Origin of the sequence: Trinickia sp. (assembly GCF_051961175.1) — a bacterium.
In the GTDB taxonomy this organism is placed as follows: Bacteria; Pseudomonadota; Gammaproteobacteria; order Burkholderiales; family Burkholderiaceae; genus Trinickia.
In genome coordinates, this window is record NZ_JBQCDN010000026.1 from 1 (window position 1) to 5,051 (window position 5,051).

Sequence of the window (5,051 nt, forward strand, 5' to 3'; positions counted from 1 at the left end):
TGGTGCCGGAAAGAGGAATCGAACCCCCGACCTTCGCATTACGAATGCGCTGCTCTACCGTCTGAGCTATTCCGGCATCAACATCAGAGAAACGCGATTATAGCGACACTTTTCGAAGGTGCGCAAGCCCCTTCGGTCATTTTTTTTCTTCGCGGTGATAGCGCGTCACGCGATCGACCTCGTTCTTCGAGCCGAGGAACACCGCCACGCGCTCGTGCAGGCTCTTCGGCTGGATGTCGAGAATGCGCTCGACGCCGTTCGTGGCCGCACCGCCTGCTTGTTCGACGATAAACGCCATCGGGTTCGCTTCGTACATGAGCCGCAGCTTGCCCGGCTTATCCGGTGTGCGCTTGTCGGCCGGGTACATGAAGATGCCGCCGCGATTCAAGATGCGATGGACGTCCGCCACCATCGATGCCACCCAGCGCGTATTGAAATCGGTCTGGCGCGGCCCCGTCGTGCCAGCGAGCAGCTCTCCCACATAACGCTGCACCGGCTCGTACCAATGACGCGCGTTCGACGCGTTGATCGCGTATTCGCGCGTGTCTTCGGCGATACGAAGGTTGTTGTGCGTGAGCACCCATGAGCCCAGTTCGCGGTCGAGCGTAAAGCAGTTCACGCCGTTGCCCGTCGTCAGCACGAGCACCGTCTGCGGGCCGTACACGGCGTAGCCCGCTGCCACTTGCTGCCGGCCCGGCTGCAGGAACGATTCCTCCGTCGCTTCCTGGCCGTCAGGGCAGCGCAAGACCGAAAAGATCGTGCCGATCGAGACGTTGACGTCGATGTTCGACGAGCCGTCGAGCGGGTCGAACACAAGCAGATATTCGCCGCGCGGATAATTCGACGGAATCGGGAACAGCGTTTCCATTTCTTCGGAAGCCATCGCCGCGAGATTGCCGCCCCATTCGTTGGCATCGAGCAAGATTTCGTTCGACAGCACATCGAGCTTCTTCTGCACTTCGCCTTGGACGTTCTCGGTGCCCGCGCTGCCGAGCGCTTCGCCAAGCGCCCCCTTGCTTACGTGATAGCTGATGAGTTTGCAGGCCCGCGCGACCACTTCGATCAACAGGCGCAGGTCGGCTGGCAGATTGTTCGTTTCTCGCTGCTGCTCGATCAGGTATTTGGTCAGGGTAGTGCGACGTTGCAAGGACATTGCGGTGCTCCGAAAGGCATGGGAATGCGACGATTTTAACCGCGGGGCGCGGCTTGGCCGCGCGTTTTTGTAAGCGTCCGTACGCTGAACGTTCGTTTCAGCGGTGCGCAGAGCCAGCGGTATGCGCAAAAAAGAACGGCGCCCGGCGATGGCGGGGCACCGTTCCTATGAAGGATCGCGGCTGCCGGGGCGCTGGCGTGCGCGTCCGGGCAGCGCGTCGATCGTGCGCTTACGCGAGCGCCTTCTCGACGATCTCGCGCACGTCGCGCGATTTGACCTGCGCGGCGACGCGCTCCAGCGCTTCTCGCATCCGCTCGCGCAAGGCAGGCGTGTAACGGCGCCAGAGTTCGAGCGAGCGCGCGAGCCGCGCGGCGACCTGCGGGTTCAACGCGTCGAGCGCGATGACCTGTTCGGCCCAGAACGCATAGCCCGAACCGTCAGCCGAGTGGAACTGGGCCGAGTTCGCCGCGCAGAAGCTGAAGATCAGCGATCGCGCGCGGTTAGGGTTGCGCAGCGTGAACGCGGGGTGCGCCATCAGCTTGCGTACGATCTCGATCACCGGATGCCGAGCGCTGCCGCGTTGCGTGGCTTGCAACGCGAACCACTTGTCGATGACGAGCGGTTCTTTCTCGAAACGGCGATAGAAATCGTCGAGCGCGGGTTCGGCCACCCTGGCGCCCGCCGTCGCCGAGGACGTCAACAGAGCGGCGAGCGCGGCGGCGCGGTCGGTCATGTTGTTCGCGTGGTCGTATTGCTCGTTGGCAAGACGGATGACATCGGCCGGATCGTCGGCTTCGGCCAGGTAAGCCAGCGCGAGATTCTTCAAGGCGCGATGACCGGCCGCCTGCGGCGTCGGCTCGTACGCACCGGGTGTCGTATGGCGTTCATAGGTCGCAAGCCATTCACGCTTGAGCGCGTTCGCCAGACGTTTGCGGGCGAACTGGCGCGCGGCGTGTACGGCAGCCGGATCCGCCTCGGCCATTTGCTCGGCCAGATACGCTTCCGACGGCAGCATCAAGGCGAGTTCGCGGAATGCCGGCGAAAGCGCCTCATCGGTCAGCACGCGGGCGAACGCCGCGACCGTGGAATCATCAAGCGAAAGCGGCTCGCCCGCGGCTGCGCGCGCGGCCAGCGCCAGCAATTCGCGCGTGGCCAGCCGCTGGCCTGCTTCCCAGCGGTTGAACGGATCGCTGTCGTGCGCGAGCAAGAACGCCAGTTCGTCGTTCGTGTAGTCATACTCGACGATAACGGGCGCCGAGAAGTTGCGCAGCAGCGAGGGTAGCGGCGTTTCCTTGACATCGACGAACGTGAACGTCTGTTCGCGCTCCGTGAGTTCGATCACGCGCGTCGTACCCGTTGCGGCGGCTTCTCCCTCCAGGCGCAGCGCGATGTCGTTGCCATCTTTGCCGATCAGGCCGATCGCGAACGGAATGAGGAGCGGGCCCGTTTGCGTTTCGCGTGCCGTCGGGGCTGCGTCGCCATAGCCCTGGGCGAGCGTCACGCTGTAGCGCTGCGCGGCGGCGTCATAGGCCGTACGCACCGAGACGCGCGGCGTGCCCGCCTGGCTGTACCAGCGCTCGAACTGCGCCAGATCGCGCTCATTCGCATCGGCCATCGCATGACGGAAGTCGTCGCACGTGACGGCTTGCCCGTCGTGGCGCTTGAAATACAGATCCATGCCGCGCCGAAAACCTTCTCGGCCGAACAGCGTTTGGTACATCCGCACGACTTCCGCGCCTTTCTCGTAGACGGTCATCGTGTAGAAGTTGTTGATCTCGACGTAGCTTTCGGGCCGTACCGGGTGGGCCATCGGGCCCGCGTCTTCGGCGAATTGCATTTGGCGCAGCACGCGCACGTCCTCGATGCGCTTGACCGCGCGCGCCGCTTCGTCGGTGGCGCCGCCTTGCATGTCGGCCGAAAACTCCTGATCGCGGAACACCGTCAGCCCTTCCTTCAGGCTCAACTGGAACCAATCCCGGCAGGTGACACGGTTGCCCGTCCAGTTGTGGAAGTACTCGTGGCCGACGACAGCCTCGATGTTGCCGAAATCCGTATCGGTCGCGGTTTCCGGGTTCGCCAGAACGTACTTCGTGTTGAAGATGTTCAGCCCTTTGTTCTCCATCGCGCCCATGTTGAAATCGCTCACGGCGACGATCATGAAACGGTCGAGATCGAGCTCGAGCCCGAAGCGTGCTTCGTCCCAGCGGATGGAGTGGATCAGCGAATCCATGGCGTGGCGCGTCTTGTCGAGGTCATGCGGCTCGACCCAGACTTGCAGCAGCTTTTCCTTGCCGGAGCCTGAGCGAATGCGCTCTTCGATCGAGACGAGCTTGCCCGCGACGAGCGCGAACAGATAGCTCGGCTTCTTGAACGGATCTTCCCATTTCGCGAAGTGACGGCCGTCGGGCAGTTCGCCTTCCTCGATGAGGTTGCCGTTCGAGAGCAGCACCGGGTAGGCCGCTTTATCGGCGCGCAGGATGACCGTGTAGGTGGCCATGACGTCGGGGCGGTCGAGGAAGTAGGTGATGCGGCGAAAGCCCTCGGCTTCGCACTGCGTGAAGAAATTGCCGCTCGATACGTACAGCCCGGACAACGTCGTGTTCTCGCCGGGATTGCACGCGCTCTCGATCGTGAGCGTGAACGTATCGGGAACGTTCTCGATCGTCAGGCCGTGCTCGTGTGCGCGCACCGCGTTTGCGGGCAATGCCTTGCCGTCGATTGCCGCGCCGATGAACTCGAGCGCTTCGCCCATCAACTCGAGACGCCCATTCGATCCGGCCGGCGCCGCGCCGCTGTCCGAATGGCGGCGCAGCCGCATCGTATTTTTGACGATCGTGCGCTCGGGCACGAGATCGAATTCAAGGGCGACGGAATCGATGAGGAAGGCGGGCGCGGCATAGTCGGCCCGGCGGATCACAGCGGGATTGACGGTATCGGACATGGCGGATGGGATGAAAGAAACCGGTTTTGGCTCGCGCGCCCCGGTACGGGCCCGTCGCGAGGGTAGTCGTCCATTGTACAAAGGTGCGCGCATCCATGCCGAAACGTCTGGCGGCTTTAGCGGCTTTAGCGGCTTTGGAGGCGGGGCCCGGTCGGCGGTATCATCGATCTTCGCGCGAAACCTGCGCGGGGGTTGACGAGCTGTACGAGATCGAGATACGCGAGGACAACAAAATGAAGTGGGAGCGGATTGGGCGGGCGATCATGCCGGCGGCCGCGGCGGCGGGCATGCTGCTGTCGGGCTGCACGACTTACGTGTCGACGCAAGTGACGGCGTTCTCCAATTGGAGCGGCAGCGATGCGACGCGCACGTATGCGTTCACACGCTCGAGCGCGCAGCAAAACAGCATTGAGCAGGCCACTTACGAGCAGCTCGTCGCGAACGAGCTGGAGGCCTATGCCTTCCGGCAAGTGCCGAGTGCCAGCGCGCACTATCTCGTGGGTCTGACCTACGACATTCGCGGCGATACGGTCACGGTCACGCAGCCCGTGTTCTACGGAAACCCGTGGCCCGGCCCTTATTGGCGGCCGTTCAGTCCCTGGGGGCCGTTCGGGCCGTTGCCGCCAGACTACGTGACGCAAACCTCCCCGGTGTTCACGCATACGCTCGGTATCCGCATCACCGATCGTTCGACGGGCAAGGAGATGTACAACGTGACGGCACGCAATACCGACGAAGAATCATCGCTCGTGCGTGCCATGCCCTATCTGGTGCGCAGCGCGCTCGCCGATTTCCCGCTTGGAAACGGGACGGTGCGCACGGTGCGCGTGCGCTATGACAAGCGCGGGGCGGGGCTGACGAACGAAGTGCCGGTGCGGCAGCCGGCAGCGGCGCCCGCGGGTGCATCGGGTGCCGCGGCGACGCGGTAGTAGGGTACGGTGTGCTTCGATCGTCGCG

At 63.6% G+C, this 5,051-nt stretch carries 3 protein-coding genes and 1 tRNA gene; 1 reads left to right on the forward strand and 3 read right to left on the reverse strand.

Translation table 11 applies throughout. From position 1 onward, the window contains the following. The 3 genes from ACTHL0_RS01585 to pepN form a co-directional block, all read right to left on the reverse strand. Positions 1-76, reverse strand: a tRNA-Thr gene (locus tag ACTHL0_RS01585). A 60-nt stretch (positions 77-136) separates the two neighbouring features. Beyond that, positions 137-1,153: a class 1 fructose-bisphosphatase gene (locus ACTHL0_RS01590; RefSeq protein ID WP_440564823.1), complete on the reverse strand. Its 1,017-nt coding sequence runs from the start codon at positions 1,151-1,153 to the stop codon at positions 137-139. 229 nt (positions 1,154-1,382) lie between these two features. After that, complete coding sequence (gene pepN, locus ACTHL0_RS01595; RefSeq protein ID WP_440564824.1) at positions 1,383-4,094, reverse strand: aminopeptidase N; 2,712 nt, start codon at positions 4,092-4,094, stop codon at positions 1,383-1,385. Positions 4,095-4,327: 233 nt separating this feature from the next. Between pepN and ACTHL0_RS01600 the strand changes: the two genes are divergently transcribed. After that, complete coding sequence (locus tag ACTHL0_RS01600; RefSeq protein WP_440564825.1) at positions 4,328-5,023, forward strand: DUF4136 domain-containing protein; 696 nt, start codon at positions 4,328-4,330, stop codon at positions 5,021-5,023. The last annotated feature ends 28 nt before the right edge of the window (positions 5,024-5,051 follow it).